Consider the following 614-nt stretch of genomic DNA (forward strand, 5'->3'; position numbering starts at 1 on the left):
ATATGCCTGTGCATTCCATTCGGCATCCATGAGCCGATCCGGTTGAGACGGCTCAGGCTTGCCTTGCGCCTTGGCCTCTTGCTTCTGTCTTTCGTATTCGTGCTGGAGGTCTTCAAACTCCTTTTCGCTCTGCCATCGTCGCTCGTCGTCCCTCTTTAACTGTCTCTGTTTGTCTTCTCTTTCCTTGCCTGACTCATAGAGGCCCGTCTGCTTGATCATTTCTTTGAACGCTTCCTTGGCCCGATGCATCCACTCCTCAGGCCCTCCTCGGCGACTACCCTCCTGGCTATCGCGCTCAGAGGGTGTTCGTTGCGACTCCTGCTGCTCGAACTGGCTGCTGAGTTCCATGAACTCTTTTTCCTCTTGCTCTTTGCGGCGCTTGCGCGCTTGCTTGTCTTCGCGCGATTCACGCAAACCGGTTTTTTCCAGCGACCGTTTGATCTTGCGCATCCACCTTGGCGACTTCGGTACATTCAATGCGCCCTGGTGCTTCTTCTGCTCCTGGCGAATCTCTTCCTGGATGCGGAGTTGATCATGAGTGTGCGGCGATTGGTATTTCAGTCTTGAGTCCGACGTGCCCAGATCATCGACGAGGCCGGAGAGTTGATCCAACG

The 614-nt window shown here is 54.9% G+C and carries 1 protein-coding gene; it reads right to left on the reverse strand.

The window, feature by feature from the left end:
* Positions 1 to 614: hypothetical protein (locus tag RV1423_RS30475; RefSeq protein WP_197035033.1), on the reverse strand; the 614-nt coding region annotated here is incomplete at both ends.

This window comes from Herbaspirillum sp. RV1423 (assembly GCF_000577615.1).
GTDB lineage: Bacteria > Pseudomonadota > Gammaproteobacteria > Burkholderiales > Burkholderiaceae_D > Herbaspirillum.